Here is a 20719-nt window from a genome sequence, read left to right as displayed (position 1 = left end):
TGACGAAAGGACTCTCCTGGTATAGAGCCCGGATTGTCTTGGTGTCCTCGTGCCGAGCAACCACGGCACCGGTACCCAGGAGGGCCGCAGACGCGGCGATGACTGCCTCCCACGGAACCGACGGCCACAGCTGGAGGAAGAGAGGGAGGAGTGCGGCGAGCGCCGCGTAGATTCGAGCGCCGTAGCGCGACAGGAAGTTATTAATTCTTTCTCAGCACCTTCAGGTAGGGCGGATCAGGAGAACAAGCGGGTCCAGGTCGAGGGGCCGGGGTAGCCGTCCGCGTCGGAGCCCTTCCAGCCCTGCGCCTTCTGGAAGGCCTTCACGGCGGCTCGGTCCGATCCGGTCCAGGTGGGACCGGCACCCACCGAGTAGAAGCGGCCGTAGCCCTTCTTCACGAGCTGCTTGCCGAGCTGGGTGACGTAACCGTTGCTCGCACCGGGCCGGAAGTACCCGCGACCGGGGAAGGCCGGTGGCTTGGGCTTGGGCTTGACCGGCTTCGGCTTGCTGGGAGTCGTCGGCTTGCCCTCGGCAAGGGTGGCCTTGATGTCGGACCGGACCTTCGCCATGTCCATCATCTTTCCCGGGGCCGTGCCCGGGTCCCACTTCCCGGGGGAGCCCCATTCGCCATGACCGAGTACGGACTTCTCGTTCCAGCCGTGGAAGTCACAGACAGCCGCCGCGAGCCGGCGAAGGGTCGCGTACTGCGCGTCAGTCATCCGGTGAGAGCCGCTGTACCAAATCTCAACGCCGTAGAAGTGCCTGTTGCCATCGGTGTTGGACTCGTCGTCCGGGGGGAGAGCCTTCTCGTTGATGACGGCCTGGAGGACATCGTCGTCACCGAGGCCCGCGTGATTCGCGCGGCCCCAGCCGATCAGGTGGACAGTGCCGTCCTGGGCGAGCCCGAAGTGACTGAGAGGCCCGGGGAGGGCCGTGAAGCCGTCGTAGAGAAGCGCTCGCTGGTCCTTCGAGTCAGAGCCCGTGTGATGGACCATGAAGCCGTGAACGGGCCCCCACGGGCCCTTATGGTTCCGGTTGTGGGTCTTCCAGTTCTTGAACTCCTTGAATGGAATGCCGAACTTCTTGAGCTGCGCAACGATCTGCGCACCCGTCATAGGGGTTGCCAAATTCAGTCCTCCGTAGGGTTGGTGGCCAGGCGGATTACAGCCAGGCGCGATGGATCGAGCGCTGTAAGCAGCGCGATCAGGCGGGCGTTCTCAGACTCGATCCGAGAGAGGCGGTTCTTGATCTCCGTGAGATCGCCCGCCAGGCGGTCAGCGCGCTCTTTCTGCGCTTCGGCCTCCTCGCGCCAAACCCGCGCGGCGCTCGTCCGGTAAGCGGCGAGGACAACCACGAGGGCAGCGACAAGAGAGGCGAGGGTGCCCAGGACGGGCAGGGCTTGAGTAAAGGTCATAGGACTCCTATGCGGCCGACTGGACGCGATCTTCCGCGTAGTTGTTTCCCGCGACCGTGGTAATTGCCGTCAGCCGGATACGCTCGGTTGTGCCCTCCTGGAAGACACCGGCAGTAGCGCCGTGGAGGTACGCGCCCACCACCGTCACATCACGAGCACCGGCTACCCGAAGGCCGTATTCCGGAGATGTTCCTGCTGTCCCGGCGTCGTCCGTTCCCACGTAGCACGTAAGCCCTGTGACTACGACAGGGGCCCGATTGAGCAGAGCAAGCCCGGCGAAGCCCCCGCCCCCGGGGCCGCCATTGCGGCCATCGCGGCGGGTCATCAGGGCATTGACGATGAAGGGCCCGTTGCCGGTCGCGTCGATGCGTACGCCGTCCTGCCCGCATCGGTCGGTAGAGCACGCGGAGAGGGTGGCGGAACCGCTGCCTGGCCAGTTACCCCATGCGCCCGTGAAGTGCATTCCATGGGAGCCGGTCCACTCTGCCCTGCATGCGACGAAGGTCGAGTTCGCACAGTTGGTGATTTTGAACCCAACGGCCCAGCAGCCAATAGCCTGGCAATCAATCATGGTCAAGTCAGTGTTGCGCTCGAACACATAGCCATTGCTGTGCGAGTTGTCCACCATGACCGAGTGGAGACGCCAGGAGTACGGGAGTTCACCCGCCGCGTTCCTGCCCGTGATGATGCCGTTATTGGGCATGTCCCGGATACACACGTCTCTCATCACGACGTTCTGAACATTGCCCTTGGCGTAAATGCCGTCCAGATTGCCCGACTTCACCTGAGAGCCGTCCAGCATCAGGTTGTAGAGCCGCTGTTCGCCGTTGATGGCGGGATGGGTTCCGTCAGCGTCACCAATGATGGTGATCATGGCCCCGGTGGTGAACGTGGGAAGGGCCTGGATGTAACAGGGGTAGTCCGTCTTGCCCATGCCCGGACCGACCATGAGGTTCGAGTGCGACCCGGTGAGGGTCACTCCCCGGGGAAGATCGAGCGGCGCAGACGTCCGGTAGACGCCCCGGGGGAAGTACACGACTCCGCCGATACCGGCCGCGCCGATGGCGGCCTGGATGGCTGCTGTGTCGTCCGTAACCCCGTCGCCGGTAGCCCCGTAGGGGGCCGCTGTGACGTTGATCCAGTCCAGCATCTTCGGGGTGAGCACCGGGAGCTGGTCCGAAGGGACGCGCCCGAAGACATCGAGGGTGGCCAGGCCCCCGGGGGTGCCTCGCAATCCGTTGAGTTCCGCCGTGGAGGCCGCTTGAGACCCGTGAGGGTCCACGGCCCCCACATGCTTCGCCAGGCGCTCACCGACGTTCGTAGCGACGAGGGCGACGCGGGAAAGGCCAAAGCTGATCCATAGCTTCTCGCCACCCTCGGGGCCCCAAAATGCGGGGATCATGCCGTCAGCGTCGGCTGTGATTGTGGAGACGGGGGCGTATTCGCCATTGAGTAGATCGGTTACCTGTGTGGCCCCTTCTGACGGGCCATCCCAAACAGTTCCGACCGCACCGGGTATTCGTGAGCCGGCTGCGTCCTCTGCGGTATCCGCTGATGTGCCGCCGAACGGGTTTCGCGCCAAGTTTGTTCTCCTTACTGCGGGAAGTCGGCGGCCTCATAGACGCCGGAAATAACCAGGCTCGAACCGCCAGGAAGCATGGGTAGCCCATCGAGTCCGGCAGCCGCATTTTTGTCGTTGGGGTACAGCAGAATCAGCGTGGTCGTGGCTTTTCCGATAGGTGTCCACCCGGTGACCTGAAAGTAATTTGGCAGACCGGAAACGGGGCCGCGGGGGCCTGTATTTTGGACCATGCCATGAAAGGTTTGCCCGACGGCGGCAGACGCGGGGAAAGGGAGACTGGCACCCAAATACCAGCTGGCTTCACTGTGCTTGATATCGATCGTTCGGGCGAAAATTCTCAGGGAGAACCAAACGGTGCTGGGGCCGATCCACCTGAAACGCCCCTCACGAACAGCGAGACCCTGCATAAGGGCGGTTGCGTTGACGAGATTCGGTGTGTATTTCCGAGTCGGCCCCAACTCGCGGGAGATTCGCGGCTTGTCCGAGTAATTGAAATACTCGGTGATCTCTTCAGGGCCGTTGCTGTCCATGTCGTAAGCGAAAGTGTTCTTCGGCATGAGGGCGGCGGAAGGAGTGGCGTTCCACGGAAAGGCAACAGGATCGGGGATATTGTAAGGCCCGCGCGACGCCATAACTGGCAGGCCTCCATTGGCGGGAAGGGTAATCTCATAGAGCGGCATTTCCCAGATGCCGCCCGTCTGCCTGACCGGGGCCGGCTCAAGTGGAGTGGCTGCGTTAACACCCTTACGGATTGCCAGGTTCACGGCAGGCTTGGACATGTCCACCCGAATGACAACGAGGTCTTTACGGGGGGTGTTGGCTGTATTTGCAGAGACGGTCAGGTCGAGCGCGGAAGTCAGTTCGTAGTAGAAACCGCCGACGATTGCTTTCCCAGGGCTGATCTGAACCGTGCTGACGTTAACCACACGTCCCGAAAATGGGAGGACTGCGGCGCTGGCCTGGCCGGTAAGGGACCGGTCAATGCGGTCCCCGCCCCACATGCGGGCCATGGACTGCCACTGTGTTTCCGATACAAGGTTCGTCGCGCCGGTCGTGGTATTGGCTGCGTTGAACGGATAGCTGATCTCTGCCAAAAGGTGTTTCACATCCTCGCTTGAAGCCGGTCTAGCTTCCGTTGCATTTCAAATACCGTCTTGTACAGGTTGAGCGGTTCGCCGCTGCCTTGTTCACCGATCTTCGGGCGGATCTCCGTCGCGTTTCCGCCGTCGTCCACGGAAATGGCGACCTCGCGGACAACATCGCTGTATTCCGTGCCATCCACGGCAACGGTGACGATGTCGCCCACGAAATAATCTCTGCCGAATTTGCAGTCGTCCGTGTCGATCGGGTAAATCTGAAAATTCCCGGACTTCTCGCCCTCGGTGAGAGCGGTGGTCAACGCGTCATCGATAGAAGTGAGCGCGGCTGTGTACTCATCAGCGGTCAGCTCAGGATCGGATTTCATCGGCTGGCCGGTGGCCATGTTCGTCTTGACGGGGATGTCTCGGCGGTCGATGAACCGCTCGATCTGCACGCCCCACTCTGCTTCGGAAACCGTGTCAATCTTCTGCTTCATGTACCGGTCTTTGCCTTCACCGGAACAGCCCACGATTGCACGGGTAATCCTTGGGGCTGAAAGCGTCCAGATGTATTCGGTCAGGTTCCCGAGATCCGGGGAGAAGCGGACACCCTTCGAGCGGTCCTGCGGGGTGAAAATCTCAAGGTCGATCTTCTGCGTCGCAGGGTTGTAAATGAACCGGTAGGCGACGCTGCGTTCCTTGCACCACTCTTCTAGCTTTTCACCGAGACCATCGAACCGTACGGTATCCCCAATCCCGAGACCCACCGCAGAATCGGTCAGGTGCAGATTGGGTATACGCCGGTCGGTAAGGGCCGCAGGGCCCATGGACTTGTTGACCTCTTCATAGATGAGGTGGCCGGCTCCTTCGGCGGCCCGAATGGGTCGGCTAGCTCCACGGGCTAGGTACTGCTGCGAAACCGGCTTAGCCGGATCGGGAAAAAGAAGACGCCGGTAGGCAAGAGAGTTGTGGCACTTCCCGGCGATGTAAAGACTCCCCGGGCCGGTGTGCTGGAGCTTCGTCCAATACTTCTGATAGGAATCCACCTGCCCGGAGAGGATGGGCTTGCTTACCCCGTCCTGCCAGATGACAATGCCGCCGCCCTTCTGGATCATGGCGGCCTGTTCGGTTCCATCCTTGATGAGGAGCTGCCAGATTCCTTCCTGAGAGAGCCGCACCGAGAAGTCCAGAGAAATCCACGAGTCGATCTCGCCCACACGCTTCAAGTTCCTGTCGATCACTTCGACTCGGTATCCCATAGGCCTCCCTCACATGTAGCTTGCGAATCTCGGGTAGAAGGCCAGGGCCACGGAGGCGTTGCCGGAACCCGTGACGATTTTGATTGAGGCCTGAGAGACACCAGGGTCTATCTGCCAGAAGCCCGGGTTCACATCGAGGAGCGGCCAGAAATTCGTTCCAATGTCGTCCTTGACGGTTTTCTTTCCGGGGCGTGTGTCGATGGTGACGACTCGGCCGGCTGGGATGAGATCGAGCCCGCTGGGAAGGGCGGAAGCCTTGATGGTCCGCCCATCCGTATGAGTAAGGGCGAACGACTTGATCGGGCCTTTCAGCGTCCACACTGGCCATGCCTCGATATCGCCGGGGTTCGTCAGGTCGTACAGGTCCCCAATGCCGCCCATGACGCCCTCAGCGATGCGGAGAGGGAAGAGGCCCGAAGGGTGAAGGAACGGATCACCCGTGCCGAAGGACCAGCGCTCTACATGCTGGGAGGTGGCGTAATACCAGGGGTCCATAGCGGTGAATGTCAGTCCGTATCGGGTCCACGTGAAACCCGATGTATCGACTCCTTCGGCCCCTTCCATTCCCCCCTTGTAGTAGGCCGTGAGCTGCCTCGTAATGCCGCCCTCGGTGAACCGGAGAAGGCAGTACCCCTGAGACGGATTGAGGGCCTGGAAGAACTTACGTTTCAGGCCGTTGATCGTCTGCCGGTCAATGCCGTGGAGATACACCGGAATCATGATCTCGCGGGCAGTCGCACGGGCCGAGCGGAACATAGATCCGTCGAGATTGGGACTGTCATCGGAGAACACAGCGAAGGGTGGAGCGTCGAGCCCCGTGGCTCCTGGCTGAATGAAAACGCCGGGCCAAGCCTTACCGGCGAACCCGGTGAGGTCTATTTCCTCACCGCGGCCCGACCTTCCGATAAGTGTTACGCGTGTGGTTTGCCATTTCACCGGCGCCGGGGCAAACACGTTTGGCCTGTTTACCACCGGCGCCGACAATGCGGGTACAGGCATAAGACCCCCTTAGATGCTTGCGTAAAGGGCCTCCGCCTGTTGAAGGGCCCGCATTACTGCCTGCGGCGTAGGTTCATTCTTGGCCTCATGGATGTGAATTTCGTACTTCCTCCCCAGAAGGGATTCCGTTTCAGCGTTGTTGTAGACCCGCTGACCGCCGCCGCCGAAATCGATTAGCTCTCGGCCTTGTTCGCCGACAACCGCGAGGCCAGGAGAAGCAGACATGGTGCCCTTGGCGTATCCCATCGTCCCGGAAAGGGCCCGAGTCCATCCGACGCCGTATCGGTGCATGGCATAGTTGATGCCCGCATAGATGTTGGCGAGTGGATTCGTGATCCCCAGCTTCCGGAACGGACCCGCATACGCGTTGAACGTGGGCGGGATTGTCTGCATCAGCCCCTGTGACGGGACGCCATTTTTAGCGTTGATATCCCAATTGTTGATCGCGTTCGGGTTGCCCCCGGACTCCACGCCGATCCGGTGAAGGATCAGCGGAATGTGACTGTCGGGCAGATTCAGAGCCGCTAGGGCCTGCTTGATCACAGGAATCCACCGGGTCACCGCACCACCTTGCTTAGAGGGTGTTGCGCTGAACAGATTGCTCAAGTCCACTGACTGATCAGTGCTGACCTTCTCGCCCTTCTTGAAGTCGAACAGACCTTCAAGGTTGGGCATGGACTCCCGGGCATTGTCGACGATTCCACCCGCGACACGTGACGCGTAGTCGAGAGGGGAATTCCGGATGTCACGTACGACACCCACCATGTCGATGATGGAGTTGTACGAGGTCGCCACGGTGTCGTAGATTCCGCTGATTCCCTCGGTGACTGCCCCCATGGGATCAGCAATCACACCCGCAATGGACTTGCCGGAGTCCCAGAGGCCTCCGAGGAGATCCGTGCTGACACTCGCCAAGGTCTTCATGGAGAATGTGTTGGAAAGGAAATCCTGTCCTCGCTTGACAATGTTCCCTTGGCCCTTCCACACGTCCGACCAGAAATACTCACCGAGGGTGGGAGTTATGGCCCCGCCAAGAACACCAGCAGCCTGACCCACAATCGTCGGGACCTTCTTCATCAGAGTGAAGACGTCCCGGGTCATCCAGTCGTAAGCGCCCCGGAAGTTGGAGGCCACCCCTCGCCCGATGAAGGCGGAGGAGCGGTCACCGGTTCCGAGGATGCCGCCCTGAACCGAGCCCCCGAGAGGATCGGACGTGGAGTCCAGGCGCATGGTGTCGACCGCTGACCGGCCGTGCTGCACAAGGCCGTAATTCAGGTCGACGTACTGCTTCAGCTCATCGAGGGAGAACCGTCCGCCCCCGGAGCTGCCGACAACCCCACCCCGGGCACGGCGCGAGATACGGCCACGGATGGCCAGCTCGTTCCATGCGTTGATGGTGGGTTCACCGATCGCTGCCGTGACCTCCGGCCGCAACACGCCCTCGCCGGGGGAGAGGATCGTAGGAACGCTGTCCACCCACGGGGCATAGCCGGGGACGACACCGCCACGGGCGTGGCCCTTGGCTTTCTTCCCTCCGCTGCTGCCGCCCCCACCGGGGGAGCGGTTGGCGATCCGGCCGAGACCGCCGTCCAGGTCGTCACCGGCGTCCGCTGCTTTGCGCAGCGACTTGGCCAGCTCGTCAACGCGCTCGGTTACGGCCTTGAGTGACCGGCCGTTGAGCAACCCGATACGGCCTGCCAGCGAACCGGCACCGGTACCCTGCCCCACCTTCTTATAGGCGTCGTCAGCCCGCTCGTACAGCTTCCTGAACTCCGCGATGACATCGGTCAACCTGCGCTTGTTCAGGTTGGCTGTTCGGCCGGAGACGGAAGATGAATTGGCTCCGTCACCGATCTGGCCGGCTGCCCGCTCCGACATGGCCCGGAGGCCGTCCATCGAACCGGTAACGCCCTTGACGTCCTTGCCGTTGAGGTTCCCGACGCGGGTATTGACCGACGTGACGTTCTTGCCGGTCGTCTCCGCCGCAGCGGACAGCTTCCGGGCCTCACCGGTCACCAGGTCGAGCTTCGCGTCATTGAGGGACGCGGCCTTCGTGTGGGCCTGGCCGAACTCCCGGGTCACCTCCTTCACGGCGGCCTCGACCTTGTCGGCCTCCTGGCGCAGCGCATCCAAGGAAGCCCGGTTGATATCCGCTATGGCTGTCTGGAGATTCCCCGCCGCCCCCTGGGCCTGACTGGCAGAGCCCTGGACCGAGGCGGAGCCACCGGCTAGCGCGGCCTGGACCTGGCGAAGCGTCTGATCGTTCACGCCCCGCAGCTCCGCGCGCAGCTCCTCCACACGCTCCTCGACGGCTCGGGCCTGGCGCTCCATGTCGGCCAGTTCCCGCCGTCCTCGGGTGAGGTCCGTACGGTCACCGGTCAAGCGGTCCGCGACTCGTTGCCCGACTCCTCGGCGGTCGTTGTCGCCGCGCTGCCGGGCCCGTTCCTCGCGGTAGGCGGTATTCGCCGTCCGTCGCGCTTCCCGGTAGCCCTGCCCGCCTGTGCGTGCCTCCTGGTAGGCGTTGGCACTGGTGTTGACCTGGGACCTGAGTCGCCCTGTGCCTCGGAGGCCCCGGGCCGTGCCCTGGACCAATGCGGCAGCGGGGGAGAGGATTCTCCCGAAAACCCCGATCGTCTTGCCGAGCACCTTGGACAGGAGCCCCACGGCGAGGATGAGCGGGCCCCATTCGACAAGGAAGTCTGCTATGGACTCCCCGACCTGCACGAATTCGTCGTGCTCGCGGGCAAATTCGACGACACTGTTGATCATGTCTGCGAAGTTGTCGACTGCTTCAAAGAACTTTTCCAGGAAGACCGGAACCATCGGCGCGTAATCCCGGGCCATAGTTTGTACCTTGTCGACTAGCCCGTCCTCGTGGGCCCTGCGGGAAACGTTTCCGCGCTCGTCGTACTCGACAACGTCCCGGCCCATAAGCTTCTCGCCCAGGCCCGAGTATTTGAGTGAACCGTCTTCGTCTTCCTCGATGAAGAGATTGCCCAACTCGTAAGTCGCGCGTTCCTTCATTTGCTGGATGCGGCCGGTGATGGTCTCATTCGTCATCGCCTGCGCGTAGCCGACGGAACCGCCTGACTTCTGGTCCCCCTTGTACTTGGTGGGGTCCCAGTAATTGAGCATGCTGTCCATGATGCTCTTACCGGTAATGCCACCGCCCTTTGCGGCTGGAGTCCCCATCACTTTGTACATTTTTTCGGAGTCGGGGAACCCGAGGAGGTGAGCAAGTTCAGCCGCAGGGATACCCGTGGACGCAATAAGCTGCCGCACGTTTTTCGTGGGCGCCCGGTCCATATCCATGATCATGTCCATCGCGTACATAGCGCGAGTGAACTGGTTCGGGTTCAGGTTACCGGCACGGGCCATCGAGTCACCGATAGCCATAATCAGGTCAGTTGCCTGGTCGGCTGCCTTGTCTGCGGCCTTGCCCTTGACTTTCGGATCTTCCGAGAACCACGACTTATCGGAACCAGCGACAGACCTGATGAGCTTCATCTGATATTCGTGCATGACGTCGATCGAGAACGGAGTGTCGATCGCGTAGTTCTGAATACGGTTCATCTGGTCTGCGGACTGGTCCTTGGAAACACCGGAAGCGGAAAGGCCGAGCTGCCCGAGCAGTCGGGCATCAGCGGACTTCACACCGATGGTGGCCAGAGTGGTACCGGCGAGAGCCAGCGGGGCCAGGAACTTGGTTGTGAGGATGTTCCCGGCCTCGTTGATGGACTGGCCGATATTGTCGAACCAGGTCCCTACCCCGCGAAGTTCGCGGCTGATGCCTCGAACTACCTGAGTGGTAGTCGTGGACGTGCCGCTGATCTGTCGGCGTGCGTCGCGCATCTGCGTGCGCAGGTCCCGAAGCTGTGCCTGCTGTGCGGCTATGTCATTGCGGATGCCCTGAGCATGCAGACGCGCATCCCGCTGAATACTGGATATGGCGTCACGCATCTGCCGGGCTGCTGCCTGGGAAAGAAGAATCTGCTGCTTTATGGCGGCCGTTGCCGCGTCGTTGGCTAGCTTCTGTCGGCTGCTCTGCTCTCGTATTTCCTCAAGCCGACGAAGATGCGCGGCGCGTGCCGCGTCGTTCTGCTCTTTCACGGCTAGGAGGCGTACGCGGTCCGCCTCTTTCTGGCGGAGCTGCCTTTCCCGGATCGAGGTAAGAGCCTGCGCGGCCTCGTGCCGCTCCTGAGCCATCCGAAGACGGCTCTCCTTACCGTGCTCGGTAGTACGGTGCTTCTCTGCCTTCTCGGCCTCGCGAGTGGCCGCCACAGCGGCCGTCGCCTTCGCCTTCTCTGCCTTCTCGGTAGCCTTCTTGGCATCCTCAACGGCTTTGATCTTTGCTTTCGCCTCGGCGCGAGTGTCCTTGATGGCCTGCTGAGAAATACGCTTCAGGACCGCCGAAAGGCCTTCAGTGGCCTTCTGCTTGTCCTTCTCCGCCTTGACGTACGTCTTCAGCCGCTTAGCGGCTTCCTTGCCCGCTTCCCGGGTGACGTACTGCTCAGCCCGCTTAAGGGCGGCCTGGGTTTCCCGGGCCTCCTTCTTCGTCGCGGTGGAAGCCTTCTTCGCTTCCTTCTCGACTGCTTCGGAAGTCCCCTTCACTGCCTTGGTGGCAGCGGCCTTGTAAGCCTTGCCCGATGCTGCACCGGCCTGCTCCATGGCGTGGACCAGTTCGGCACGAAGCTCTGTCTTGCTGTCCTGGGGAATCTTGGGGACGACTTCTACATGTCCCGTTCCCACACGGATGGAACCACGGCCTTCAGAAGCCATGAGGGCACCTCCTAAAGGCTGTTCATCGCCTGAAAGAGACTCATGACCTCTTGCGGTGAGGACATTTCAACTTCAGGAGCCGGCTCGTCTTCACCGGGGCGGGGAATTTTCGGGGGAAGGGGTAGATCCTTGGTCTGTGCCGGATCGAAATGCGCTTTGAGAAGCAGATGGTTTGTCAGCTCCAGGGCATCCGACGAGCGGGCCAGGAGATAAGTGGACTCGTCCCACTCTGCTTTCTCGTCGAGCGCCTGGAGGAGGAGACTCCGACCCGGCTTCCTGAGAAGTGCTTTGATGAGCACGCCGATACGCCGGAGAGACAGCCGGCCGCGCCAGAAATCAAGGATGTCTACCTGGAAGAATTCGAGGAGATCGGCCTCAAGCTCGTCCGGGTACTCCTGCATGGCGCGGACGGCTGCGATCAGTTTCCCGCCTCGTCGTCTCCGCCCGCAGTAACAGAGAACTTCTCCAGGAACTCCGGAAGGTCGTCAAGGGTCGGCTCGGTATCGAGATAGGCGGCCCACTGCTGCTTGCCGAGAATGAGCTTCAGAACCTCGACCTCGTCGTCTGTCTCCAGAACGGCCACGGGGTACTTTCCGACAGGGCGGACCGTGAAGGTCACATCCCGATGCTCGAAAACCAGACCCTCGGCCAGGGCCTCCGCCTTCTGGGCGGAAACCTTGTTCGGAGCAGGCTTACGGGAAACGTTCTTCTTGTGCTTCTTCTTATTGGACACAGGCGACTCCTACAGGGCAGAGAAGGGAAAGGGGAAAGGTGGCAGGAAAGGGCTAAGCGGCTGCGATGTCGTCGTTGGTGAAGATGGTTCCGAGATTGCCCTTGAAGTCCAGGGCCTCAAGCGTCAGCTCAAACTTGCCCGGCTCCGTGCGGTTGAGCTGAATAGCTCCCCGGTCGGAAATCATGGCCCGGGTGATCACACACCGGTATCGAATGCCCGCCTGGTTCCAGTCCACGACGAGCGACAGTTCCTTGAGGTCCGGGGTACTGGAAAGGTCCAGCTTGAAAACTCCGGTACCGACCGGCGTCGGGTCCTCCGACATCACCTCAACCCACTGCGCGCCGAAAAAGAGTTCAGTGGTGATCTCGTTAGTCTCAAGCAGAACTGCTTTGATGGAGAAGCTAGCCCCGGTGACGCTGTAAAGAACTGGCACTGCGGATTGCCAAGCGTTTACCGGCTGCGTCTCGATAGCGGGGGTCAGGGTCACCCCGGACTCGTCGGCATAACCGAGGGCCTTGTAGCCGGTCGGTGGGGTATCGGGATCGCCTAGGCCTGTCGGAACGGTGGTGCCGCCGGAAGCCCCCTCGACAGGAGCGGGCGCAATGTAGAGCGCACCGTTAGGAGCGAAACGGATTTTCTTGGCGTCGTTCGCCATGCAGCCTCCAAAAGGGCATAAAAAAAGGCCCCGCGGCGGGGGCCTGGAGAAGTAGGTGGGACGGCTAGCCGGCCGCGAAGAAGACGGATAGCTCTCCGCCGTAAACGTGCTCGCGAGAGGTCTTGTCGGGGTAGTACGTGGGGAACTGAATGTCCTCAACGTCGAGCACCAGGGCCCCGTCTACCGTCTTGTTCGGCAGGACCTCTAGCAGTGCTTCCCGAACCGTCAGAGCGAGATCGATGCACGCTTTACGGTCGAGGCTGTACACGTCGTATTCGATATCCACACGGTCCATACGGTCCCGGACCATCCGGAAACCACCGGATGGTTCCAGGTACACGGTGGTATCGCCGTGCGTGTGGTTGGTGAGATCGCCCTTCGGAGCTGTGCCAGGAATACCGGGCTGAGCCCGGAGGAAGGCGACGAGGAAGTCAATCGGGTCTATGCGCACTCACACCCTCGCCTTCAACAGGGCACCCTTCAGGAAGCGCCTGCCGGGGTGCCGTCTACCGGCACGGTCCCGAAAGCCCTGGTGGGTGAGCATGGCGTGACGTACGCGGGGGTCGGCCTCGGTAATAACCGCGCCGTACCAGCCGCCTGCATCCATGTGCATGGCGGAGACGATGTTGTTCCGGATCGAGGTCCACGACGTTCGGCGGCCGGTCCGGCGTCCGGCGTTCTCGCGGCGCGGGGCGTCGCCCTTGGCGTACGCCTCGATGCGTGCCACCGCCCCGAGAAGGAGACGTTGTGTTCCGGGAAGGCCGAACACCTCCCTCTCCCAGCCGGCTCGGAAGGTCATACGTGCCTTGGGGGCAGTCACTTGATCGCCCTCCAGGCCGTAATGCGGGTGTGCCGCCGTGAGGTCTGGAGGAGCCGCTTCGGCTCCCCATCGACCTCGTACGAATGGCCCCGGACTGTCAGGCGGTCTGCGGGCCCCACAACCGCAGCCAGGGGCAGGAACACAGTCACGCGCTCTGTCACGGAGTCCCGAGAAGGCGTGAAGGACTCAAAGCTCTTGTCCGGCTGGACCGAGCCCGACCCGGACCAGACCTTGACGGCCTGGCCCCAGTCGGGGCGGGACGTGTAGGCGTTCTCCTCGCGGGGGGCCCGCCAGACTTCCACCGGTTCAGTGCCGGAGTACATGAGGCCCCCTTAGATCGAGGGCGGGCGTCTCGCGCCGAACGGTCAGGGTGCCCGCTGCCATGCGCTTGTACGGCCGCAAAGCGAGCCGAGTGGCGGGGGAGAGGGAGAGACCGGAGCCCGGGTCAGCGAAATGGATCTCGACCTCTCCCACCCGCTCCGACTCGGCCCCGGGGGTGAGGCCGAGCCAGCGCAGCACCTCCGCGCAGACGATCCCGGTGAGGGAGGCCGGAACGCGTTCGTACCCCCAGGAGCCCGACACGGCAACGAGCTGCTGGCCCCAACCCGAATCCCGCAGGAGCCGCCCCCGCTGCATCGTCCAGTCGATGACCTCCTGGCCGTCGACCGAGACGGCCGAGACCAGGAGAGCCGTCGTGTACCGGGAGGGGATCGGCAGGACCGCACTGTCAGACGGGTAGAGACTCAAGGTCTCTCCCGTCCTCCGGTACAGGTCCCGTCCGCAGTAGTCCTCTATCAGCCCTGTGGCGTCCGTGATGAACGCCTCGATGCGGGGAAGGGCTTCATCGGGGATCGGCTCTGCCGACCGGAGGACCACATCGTGAGCGGTAGCCAGAGCCATGAAACCCCCTATCAGCCACCCGCAGGGGCGGTCTCCGTGATGCTGATCTTGAGACCCCTCACGAATTTCTCACCAATGGCCGTACCCCGGACGGAATAGTCAGGGTCCTCCGCAACAGTGGAAAGGCCGTACATGGTGTCAAGACCGATGGTGTCCGCTTTCCGGCCGTAGTCGTAATCGATCAGCATTCGGGTTGCGATACCGTTGATGTTCTGAATGCTTCCCTGGACTGCACCCATCGGGATAGCCGGGCAAGCGCTGACCAGAAGCATGGCGCTCTTGTGGAAGAGGTAGGCCTCCAGCCCAAACGAGTTATGAATGACGATGTCGAAACCGTAAATGCGGCCGATGATCGCCCGACGTAGCGCGTTCGTGTCGCCGCTATAATCGACCGCCACGAACTCGGGATCTTTCAGAAGGATGGCCTCAACCTCGGGACCGGCAATGAGATACCGCTCCGAAGTCGGAACCTGCGCCAGGTTCATAGCCATTCGTGCGTCAACGAGAGCAGCCCGGAGGGCAAGAGCACGCGCCGACATGTTCGCGGCCGTACCGTCCGCAGCCGGAATGGAAACTGCTACGTCGCCACCAACGGCCTTCTGCTGAGCGGCCGTAAGGCCGGATCGGGTGATGTTGGCCTTGATGAAGGCGGCCGTGGTGTCATCAAAATACTCGGCAAAACCCCGAGTCAATTTAGTCAGAACCTGCGCACCGAACTGACGCAGATCGAAGGCGATCTGCTCCATGCTCAGAACGGTCGAGTTCTGAGCGAGCGTCGAAAGCTGAACCGCGAAACGGGACTCGTTGATGAATCCCTGGGGAGCTAGCCGGGGGTCAGCCGGCAGAGGGCGATCCGAAGCGGCAGCAAGTCGGTTCTTGTCGCCGGTGATCGGATTCTTGATGGGCGCGGTAATACCCGCAGCCTGCACCGGAATGCCCCGGCTCTCCCGGTTGACGTTGATTACGTCACCGAGGCCGCCCGTAAAGCTGAGTTCCGAGTACCGTGCGGGAAGGCCGCCCAGTGTGAGCTGCCGGTCAAGGAGACCGAGGGCCGCGATCGTTACCTGTCGCGGGTTGAGGTTGAAGTGGTGGGTGGTTAGTGGCAAAAGCGCTCCAGGGCATAAGAAAGCCCCCCGTGGGGGGATCTTTCGCGCGCTATGGAGCTGCTAAAAACCCCTCTACAGAGGGCAAGACAAGTAGAGGGTTGAAGGGGGGCTAGATGAAGGACTTGCCCGCAATCAGGTCGGCAAGTTCAGTCGGGTCCATTGAGGTAATGTCGTTACCGGACTGGTGATGTCCCACTCCGTTGAGCTGGGGGAATGCCTCGCCCTTCGGGGCGTTCTGCTTCAGCGATGCAATGAACGCGCCGACTTTTTCGGCGTTTGCTTCGCCGTCGTCACCGAGGAACTGGGAGAGGTCCAGATAATCCGTGGGTGCCTCCACACCGGCCTTGGACGCCTGGACGCGGATCTCGGCCTTTGCGAGTCGGGCACCGACTTCAGACATGGTCGCCTTACGGGCCTCCGCTCGGGCGTCGTCGAGAGCCTTTTCCTGGTCGGTCATCTGCGCCTTGCGCAGCTCCTCCAGCTCCTTGGAAGCAGCCCGCCACTTCCGCTCGTTCTCGCGGGAAAGGGCCTTCCACTTCTCCTCACCGGAGTCGGAGGGAGGCGGGGCCGGCTGGGAGCCTGATGGATTGGTCTCGGTCTGGTCTGCGGGAACAGATTCAGTCAAATTGATTCCATTTCGGAAGGACGCACCATTCCGGCACGTCAGTGACTAGGTTCGTAAATCTTGCGATTCGCATTCCCCGAGTTGCCCTGTGGCGGTTTCGGTTTCACGTCACCTGGGACAGCGGGACCAGCCGTTTGCGGCTGCGGCCCCAGCTTCTGAACCTCGGCCGCTGCCTTGGCGTCCTCCACCCGCATCTTCCGGAAGGAGGAGATTTGTGCTGCGGAGAAGCCAGCCGACGACCAAAGGAACTCTCGCGGGACGTCGAGCTGTGCCAACTTGAGAAGCGCGTCAACGTGTTGTGCCTCGGTGCGGTACTCCGGATCGCGCCACATGGTTTCCATGGTGTAGGCATTTCGCCTGGAGTCACCAAGGACCGCGAAGCACAAACGGACAACGCGTTCCCATGATTCACCGAAGTGCAACATGCGCTCTTTCACCTTGGCCACCAATCCGGCCTCGGCAGAGATAAGGGACTCCCCGGATGGCGAAGCGCCCCCATTGACCAGAAAATAATGGAGCGGGAGCCGGGAAAGGCTGGCCATGTGCTGTACCAGCATGGACACGAGAGTCACGTAATTCTTGAGGTCGGCCGCCTCGAAGGAGCCGAACTTGACTAGGTCGCTCTCGGCCTGGAGGAGTTTGTCAGCGGCAACGGAGAAGGGTTCTACCGGATTGCCGTGCTCGTCCTCGACGATTTCCAACCCAGTTACCCACCTTTGTGGGAACGCCGCCGTTTCAGACGCAGTGAGCGCGTCAGTGACCGTCTTATTGATCGCGTCCTGAATGGGGATGACGTTATGCAGGTCGGAGACGGCAGGCCGGCCGAGCCGGGCCCGGTTATGGAAAGGCACCACGGGTACGACCCCCAGGGGGTTCTTCTGTACCGTGCCGTTCTCCCAGTCGGTTGTACCGGCTGAGACCTCGTAGACGTACTTCTCGGTCCACAGAGTCGATATCTGACGGCCCCACGCATCCTGGATGAAAAGGGCCGCAGCCTGAATCTCTGTCAGAGAACCGGTCTTGTACTGCACGACCATCTGTTCCCCGGAGTACGGGGTTATGGTCGGGCGGCCCTCGGCGTCTGCCCATACCAGTACGTAGGACGTACCAGCCACCATGGCGTCGAGGTGCACCGAGGAGGAGAAGGCATCCATGGAATTGCGCTGCCAGAACTCTCGAACGTCTTTGTCGCTTCCCTCATGATCAGGTAGGCGGAAGGAGTCCACATTCATTCGCTCGTTAGCAGAGTCAATGATCATGCCGCAAAAGTTGTCGCGCCACTGCGCGAAAACGTCATGAAACGCGGTTTTGTAGCGGGGCTGGGCGAACGCTAGCTTTTGCTGTTCGCCCTCGTAGTAGTTGCCGTAGACCAGCGTGGGGGAGCCTGGTCCCGGCATTTTGCCGTACAGGTAGGAAAGCCACTCGGCGGGTTTCGACGGTTCGCCTATGAAGGCGGTATGGCCGTTGGGGGGTACGATCAAATAGAACCTCGCAGTTAGAAACCGACTACGCGGCTCCTTCGGATTTTGAGACGGCCATCGGCAATTGCGTCAGCTCGGGCCTCCAGAGCGAGAACGGCACAGACCGCGAGGTCAATGCGCCTTTTCGATCTCGGGCTGTCCTTCTGGATGAGGATTCCTTGGGAAACTTCACGGGTGACGGCATTCAGCACGTGCCGGCTGAGACGTTCATCGCCCTCGTGGGAAAGGTCCTTGACCATGACGGCCGTACGGAAGCGTTCAACGGCCTGCGTCATCCTGGTGGGCTTGTTGGTCCAATACTCGAATACGCGATCGTCGCCGTGCTCGATAGCCCACCGGCCGATAGCCTCTTGGAAATACGGCGGGTCGCAATACATCCACTCGACGCGGTACGTCGCGAACATCCGATGTACAGCAGCCTCAACGGCGAGAACATCAACTTCCCAGTCGATGCCTGAATGTTTCGGCTTCTCCCACACGTCGATCACGAATAGCTTGGCGTCACGCAATCTGACGCCGACAATGCCTGTCGCGTCGTTGCGGATACTCCCATCGAAACCGCAGGCGATCTGATCGCCGGGCCTGATGGGATCGGTGTCGGAGAAGCAGGAATCCCATTCGGCCTTGACCATCCAGCCGTCGCTAGACTCCGCAATCTGATTGAAGAAGAAGCGGCAATACGTGCTGTCCGGAGTGGTCCGGTCATGGAGAATCGTTCGGGTCAGCCCGTCGATATCCGCCCATGAGGCATCGCCGTAGGCCTCCACCAATGCGGCCCGGACAGCCGCCTCATCACGCATATCGTCAACGTCGATGGAGCCTTCAAGGCAGTCGTAAAGCCAGAACCCTTGCGTGATCATCTCGGATTCGTGGATGATCTGCGCTACGGAGTCCTCGTTGGGGTTGTAAGCATTGGTGGTACTGACCCACCTGGACCCCGCCTTGGTGGTCTTCTCGATATTCCGCTTCAAGGTCTGGAAGAACTCCGGGCCCCCATTGCTGGAAACCCAGTGATGGCATTCGTCCATAAGGCAAAACGATGGCCGGTTGCCCTCGTTGGTTCTGCCCGCGGTTGCCTTTGGCTTGATGCTTCCAGGCTTACCGCTCTTGAACTGGATGATGGATTTGCCGATATCCAACCCGTAGACCTTCTCGGCCGGACTCTCGGAAAGCATCCCGCGAATCATGTCTAGGGTCTGGTCCGTCTGATCGAGGGCCGTTGCCCCGACCTGCACCACCGGCAGCGGCACGGACTTTCCGACAGGAAGCCCGAAGGCGTTGAAATGGCTGAACCGGCAGGGCCCCAGGAATTCGACAATCGCCAGGGCCGCGAGCAAAGGAGTCTTGCTAAGCCCCAGCCTTTCGCTCGTCGGAGCGTCGCGGCTGAGTAGGTCCACCCCCCATCGGGGCGGATCGCGTAGAACCACAAAACAAAGCGGAGCTGTTCCGGCGTGAATGTCCAGGGTTCGCCGGCTCGATCGCCGTCCGGCTGAACAATGTACGTCTGGGCCCAACGGATGATTGAGTAGCCCAGGGTCTCGGTAGGCCTCGGTACCCCTGCGGGCAGATTACCTGTCTGCAAGGGCTTCACCTACCTATTCATTTGCCTCCGAGCAGCTTGTAAAGCTCCTCGTCCATGTCCATGCCTGACGGCTCCGCAGGATCTTCCTCGGCCTCGTCGGTATCCTCGAACTTCATGCGGAGGCGATTACGGTCCTCGACCGTCGAGCCCCATTTAGCGGTTCTCTGCCGGATCTCGCTCGCTTGTTTCAGGTCACCCTGATACAGGGCATCAACCAGACGTGCGGTGATTTCCAGCTCAAGCCAGTCGGTCTCAGTCCATTCCGCTGTCTGCGGTGCCTGGCTCCACATGAGCCAAAACCTTTTCGCCCCGGCGGTTTTCAGAGAAAGGCCCGTGGGCGCCTGCCGTGGAGCTTTCGGTTCCCGGGACAGTTCCCGGGCGTGCGAGTGAACGTTTCTGCGCGCTGCATTCGGGCTCGGCTGCGGCCCACGAGTCATAGACGTGGCACCTCCAGGCCCTCGATGAGGGGGTAGAGGTCACGCAGCTCCTCCAGCTCGGTGGCGGCGTCCTGCCGCCAGTGCCGGACCTGCGCGGCCCGGCCTGGCTGGGAGGTGTGCCGCAGTCGCGGCCCTGCCTCCTGGTCGTCGTCGTGCACTCGTCCCCCGATGAACGTCTCCGTCGCGTTGATGTGTGGCCCCGCAGGGCCTCTTGGGTAGTCCGGGTGACAGGTCTCGAACCTGTGGCCTCACGCTCCCAAAGCGCGTGCTCTACCAACTGAGCTACACCCGAATGTGTCCGCCGAGAGCGGCGGACGTATGCACGTGCCTAAGCAGGCTGGCTGATGTGTGCGCTGCCGGATTCGAACCGGCGTTACCCCCTCTCCGGGGGAGTCCTGGGCCGCTAGACGAAGCGCACCGCTCATCCGTCCTCTGATCAGGAGGAGGTTCAGAGCACTCCAGGAGCTACCTGGATGGCATGGGGGACAGGATTCGAACCTGCGACATCCGGCTTTGGAGACCGGCGCTCTGCCCGAACTGAGCTACACCCATATACGTGATTCCACTCGGACTCGAACCGAGGACCGTGGGATTAAAAGTCCCTCGCTCTACCAACTGAGCTATGGAATCTCTTTCGCGCTCCACGGCGCGGATTGTGCCCCCGTCCGGAGTCGAACCGGGATTACACCTCGAAGCCAGGGCTTCTACATGTGCGGCTTGCCATTAGCCGAAGCGGGCCTGTCGTGGTCTGTGGCCTCATCCTCTTAGCCACGCGGGTACCCCGTCCTGCACCTGCGGTACCTGTCCGATCCTCACCGGGTTCGGTCCCGGACTGTCTTCGCCCTGTGGCACGGCTGACACAGCACCTGAGCGTTGTCGAGCGTCGAGGTACCGCCCCGCGACACGGGAACGATGTGATCGACCTCCAGGCGCTCACCGGCACCACAGGCCTGGCAGGCGAAGCGAGCCAAAACCAGGGCGCGCGGTCTGATTCGTCGTTCCCAGTCACTACTACGTGTCGAGTTCCGAGCACTCTTCGTAGACCACGGTTTCGGAGCTGGTGGAGCGTGCCGTCCGCATCGGCCGGAACGGACGGTACGAGCGGTACAGCCCCGGACGTAGCAAACCGAAGCGGCTCTAGGCACAGTGCACCCCCGATGCCGTTCCGTGATGAGACACCGGCCAGCCGTAAGGGCTCGGGCCGGAATCGTGAAGGAGTGTGTCCCTGGGGGGTGACGTTCTGGCCCCAGGGATCAGATTTGATGACAGC

The 20719-nt window shown here is 61.7% G+C and carries 20 protein-coding genes and 4 tRNA genes; all 24 read right to left on the bottom strand.

Annotated elements, in window-relative coordinates:
- Positions 1 to 234: 234 nt before the first annotated feature.
- The 24 genes from ACK8N7_RS13375 to ACK8N7_RS13260 all read right to left on the bottom strand — a co-directional run bounded on the left by ACK8N7_RS13375 (position 235) and on the right by ACK8N7_RS13260 (position 20594).
- On the bottom strand, positions 235 to 1125 hold the full coding sequence (locus ACK8N7_RS13375) for a peptidoglycan-binding protein (protein ID WP_500442465.1): 891 nt from the start codon (positions 1123 to 1125) through the stop codon (positions 235 to 237).
- Between the two features lie 2 nt (positions 1126 to 1127).
- Positions 1128 to 1412 carry a hypothetical protein gene (locus ACK8N7_RS13370; protein WP_500442463.1) on the bottom strand — a complete coding sequence of 95 codons (285 nt, stop codon included), beginning with the start codon at positions 1410 to 1412 and terminating at the stop codon, positions 1128 to 1130.
- Positions 1413 to 1419: 7 nt separating this feature from the next.
- Positions 1420 to 2814, bottom strand: coding sequence for a right-handed parallel beta-helix repeat-containing protein (locus ACK8N7_RS13365; RefSeq protein WP_500442462.1), 1395 nt, complete (start codon positions 2812 to 2814; stop codon positions 1420 to 1422).
- 191 nt (positions 2815 to 3005) lie between these two features.
- Positions 3006 to 4088: a hypothetical protein gene (locus ACK8N7_RS13360; protein ID WP_500442460.1), complete on the bottom strand. Its 1083-nt coding sequence runs from the start codon at positions 4086 to 4088 to the stop codon at positions 3006 to 3008.
- 8 nt (positions 4089 to 4096) lie between these two features.
- The gene (locus ACK8N7_RS13355; RefSeq protein ID WP_500442458.1) at positions 4097 to 5332 is read right to left on the bottom strand and encodes a siphovirus ReqiPepy6 Gp37-like family protein; all 1236 of its coding nucleotides are present in this window, start codon (positions 5330 to 5332) and stop codon (positions 4097 to 4099) included.
- 9 nt (positions 5333 to 5341) lie between these two features.
- Positions 5342 to 6331 carry a phage tail family protein gene (locus tag ACK8N7_RS13350; RefSeq protein WP_500442456.1) on the bottom strand — a complete coding sequence of 330 codons (990 nt, stop codon included), beginning with the start codon at positions 6329 to 6331 and terminating at the stop codon, positions 5342 to 5344.
- Positions 6332 to 6340: 9 nt separating this feature from the next.
- The gene (locus ACK8N7_RS13345; protein ID WP_500442454.1) at positions 6341 to 11110 is read right to left on the bottom strand and encodes a lytic transglycosylase domain-containing protein; all 4770 of its coding nucleotides are present in this window, start codon (positions 11108 to 11110) and stop codon (positions 6341 to 6343) included.
- An 11-nt stretch (positions 11111 to 11121) separates the two neighbouring features.
- Positions 11122 to 11511, bottom strand: a complete 390-nt coding sequence (locus tag ACK8N7_RS13340; RefSeq protein WP_359747652.1) for a hypothetical protein — start codon at positions 11509 to 11511, stop codon at positions 11122 to 11124.
- Positions 11512 to 11528: 17 nt separating this feature from the next.
- The gene (locus ACK8N7_RS13335; RefSeq protein WP_500442452.1) at positions 11529 to 11843 is read right to left on the bottom strand and encodes a hypothetical protein; all 315 of its coding nucleotides are present in this window, start codon (positions 11841 to 11843) and stop codon (positions 11529 to 11531) included.
- Between the two features lie 52 nt (positions 11844 to 11895).
- A complete protein-coding gene (locus ACK8N7_RS13330) occupies positions 11896 to 12498 on the bottom strand; it encodes a phage tail tube protein (RefSeq protein ID WP_500442450.1) in 603 nt (200 codons plus the stop codon).
- Positions 12499 to 12562: 64 nt separating this feature from the next.
- Positions 12563 to 12949, bottom strand: a complete 387-nt coding sequence (locus ACK8N7_RS13325; protein ID WP_500442448.1) for a hypothetical protein — start codon at positions 12947 to 12949, stop codon at positions 12563 to 12565.
- Positions 12950 to 13225 carry a hypothetical protein gene (locus ACK8N7_RS13320; RefSeq protein WP_500442446.1) on the bottom strand — a complete coding sequence of 92 codons (276 nt, stop codon included), beginning with the start codon at positions 13223 to 13225 and terminating at the stop codon, positions 12950 to 12952.
- A gap of 399 nt (positions 13226 to 13624) precedes the next feature.
- Entirely contained in the window at positions 13625 to 14218 is a 594-nt protein-coding gene (locus ACK8N7_RS13315) for a phage gp6-like head-tail connector protein (protein ID WP_500442445.1), read from the bottom strand.
- Positions 14219 to 14229: 11 nt separating this feature from the next.
- Positions 14230 to 15324 carry a phage major capsid protein gene (locus tag ACK8N7_RS13310; protein ID WP_500442443.1) on the bottom strand — a complete coding sequence of 365 codons (1095 nt, stop codon included), beginning with the start codon at positions 15322 to 15324 and terminating at the stop codon, positions 14230 to 14232.
- Between the two features lie 109 nt (positions 15325 to 15433).
- Positions 15434 to 15949 carry a hypothetical protein gene (locus tag ACK8N7_RS13305; protein ID WP_500442441.1) on the bottom strand — a complete coding sequence of 172 codons (516 nt, stop codon included), beginning with the start codon at positions 15947 to 15949 and terminating at the stop codon, positions 15434 to 15436.
- A 38-nt stretch (positions 15950 to 15987) separates the two neighbouring features.
- On the bottom strand, positions 15988 to 17430 hold the full coding sequence (locus ACK8N7_RS13300) for a phage portal protein (RefSeq protein WP_500442439.1): 1443 nt from the start codon (positions 17428 to 17430) through the stop codon (positions 15988 to 15990).
- A 14-nt stretch (positions 17431 to 17444) separates the two neighbouring features.
- Positions 17445 to 18767, bottom strand: a complete 1323-nt coding sequence (locus ACK8N7_RS13295; RefSeq protein WP_359747672.1) for a terminase large subunit domain-containing protein — start codon at positions 18765 to 18767, stop codon at positions 17445 to 17447.
- Between the two features lie 262 nt (positions 18768 to 19029).
- Complete coding sequence (locus tag ACK8N7_RS13290; RefSeq protein ID WP_494486834.1) at positions 19030 to 19449, bottom strand: phage terminase small subunit; 420 nt, start codon at positions 19447 to 19449, stop codon at positions 19030 to 19032.
- Positions 19446 to 19607, bottom strand: coding sequence for a hypothetical protein (locus ACK8N7_RS13285; RefSeq protein ID WP_397751241.1), 162 nt, complete (start codon positions 19605 to 19607; stop codon positions 19446 to 19448). The genes ACK8N7_RS13290 and ACK8N7_RS13285 overlap by 4 nt, the downstream gene beginning before the upstream one ends.
- A gap of 61 nt (positions 19608 to 19668) precedes the next feature.
- A tRNA-Pro gene (locus ACK8N7_RS13280) sits at positions 19669 to 19741 on the bottom strand.
- A 55-nt stretch (positions 19742 to 19796) separates the two neighbouring features.
- Positions 19797 to 19867: transfer RNA gene (locus tag ACK8N7_RS13275), tRNA-Leu, on the bottom strand.
- A 56-nt stretch (positions 19868 to 19923) separates the two neighbouring features.
- Positions 19924 to 20001, bottom strand: a tRNA-Trp gene (locus tag ACK8N7_RS13270).
- Between the two features lie 5 nt (positions 20002 to 20006).
- Positions 20007 to 20079 (bottom strand) — tRNA-Lys (locus tag ACK8N7_RS13265).
- A 182-nt stretch (positions 20080 to 20261) separates the two neighbouring features.
- A complete protein-coding gene (locus ACK8N7_RS13260) occupies positions 20262 to 20594 on the bottom strand; it encodes an HNH endonuclease (protein ID WP_500442436.1) in 333 nt (110 codons plus the stop codon).
- Between the last annotated feature and the right edge of the window lie 125 nt (positions 20595 to 20719).

This window comes from Streptomyces griseobrunneus (genome assembly GCF_046713465.1).
Classification (GTDB): Bacteria; Actinomycetota; Actinomycetes; order Streptomycetales; family Streptomycetaceae; genus Streptomyces; species Streptomyces microflavus.
The sequence above is the reverse complement of the archived record's forward strand: the minus strand, read 5'-3'. Positions and strand labels throughout refer to the sequence as shown.

What these genes read in the sequence shown, in the direction of transcription:
- ACK8N7_RS13370 (WP_500442463.1), bottom strand. Translation starts at nt 1,412, where the DNA reads ATGACCTTTACTCAAGCCCTGCCCGTCCTGGGCACCCTCGCCTCTCTT.
- ACK8N7_RS13365 (WP_500442462.1), bottom strand. Translation starts at nt 2,814, where the DNA reads ATGATCCCCGCATTTTGGGGCCCCGAGGGTGGCGAGAAGCTATGGATC.
- ACK8N7_RS13355 (WP_500442458.1), bottom strand. Translation starts at nt 5,332, where the DNA reads ATGGGATACCGAGTCGAAGTGATCGACAGGAACTTGAAGCGTGTGGGC.
- ACK8N7_RS13350 (WP_500442456.1), bottom strand. Translation starts at nt 6,331, where the DNA reads ATGCCTGTACCCGCATTGTCGGCGCCGGTGGTAAACAGGCCAAACGTG.
- ACK8N7_RS13345 (WP_500442454.1), bottom strand. Translation starts at nt 11,110, where the DNA reads ATGGCTTCTGAAGGCCGTGGTTCCATCCGTGTGGGAACGGGACATGTA.
- ACK8N7_RS13340 (WP_359747652.1), bottom strand. Translation starts at nt 11,511, where the DNA reads ATGCAGGAGTACCCGGACGAGCTTGAGGCCGATCTCCTCGAATTCTTC.
- ACK8N7_RS13330 (WP_500442450.1), bottom strand. Translation starts at nt 12,498, where the DNA reads ATGGCGAACGACGCCAAGAAAATCCGTTTCGCTCCTAACGGTGCGCTC.
- ACK8N7_RS13315 (WP_500442445.1), bottom strand. Translation starts at nt 14,218, where the DNA reads ATGGCTCTGGCTACCGCTCACGATGTGGTCCTCCGGTCGGCAGAGCCG.
- ACK8N7_RS13290 (WP_494486834.1), bottom strand. Translation starts at nt 19,449, where the DNA reads ATGACTCGTGGGCCGCAGCCGAGCCCGAATGCAGCGCGCAGAAACGTT.